General features: G+C 55.1%; 1 protein-coding gene. It reads left to right on the top strand.

The features are described 5' to 3' along the window. Positions 1-120: 120 nt before the first annotated feature. The coding region (locus C1J01_RS48860; RefSeq protein WP_111185902.1) for a hypothetical protein at positions 121-390 on the top strand (270 nt) is incomplete at its 3' end.

Raw genomic sequence — 390 nt, 5'->3', positions numbered from 1 at the left:
GCCTTGTACTTCTCAACATGAGAAGTACTCAGGGCCAGTAGTTATCGGCCTGTTAACGATACCCGCCCTTTGAGGCATTTGAAAAGTAAACCGGCCACTGAGCCACTGGGAGTTCACACCATGAGCAAGTACAAGGCACAACTGATCACGATCAACAGCCAAGATTGGGCCTTCGATGGCAAGTCTGGCACGCGCCACCAAGCGAAATTGGTGATCACCTCCGCGCGCGAGGTGGATGGTAAGCAGGTCGAGGAGACGTTCGTTGCTCGCAAGAATTTGCCGGAGCAATTCCTTGGTACGCCGCCGGGCGAATACTTGCTCGAACTGGCCCCCTTCGCAGATGGCAAAGGCATGTTGGACTTCCGCATCGTGGCCATGCAGCCGTACAAG

It is taken from the genome of Nonomuraea aridisoli (assembly GCF_003236395.1).
GTDB classification, from domain to species: Bacteria; Actinomycetota; Actinomycetes; order Streptosporangiales; family Streptosporangiaceae; genus Nonomuraea; species Nonomuraea aridisoli.
The sequence above is the reverse complement of the archived record's forward strand: the minus strand, read 5'-3'. Positions and strand labels throughout refer to the sequence as shown.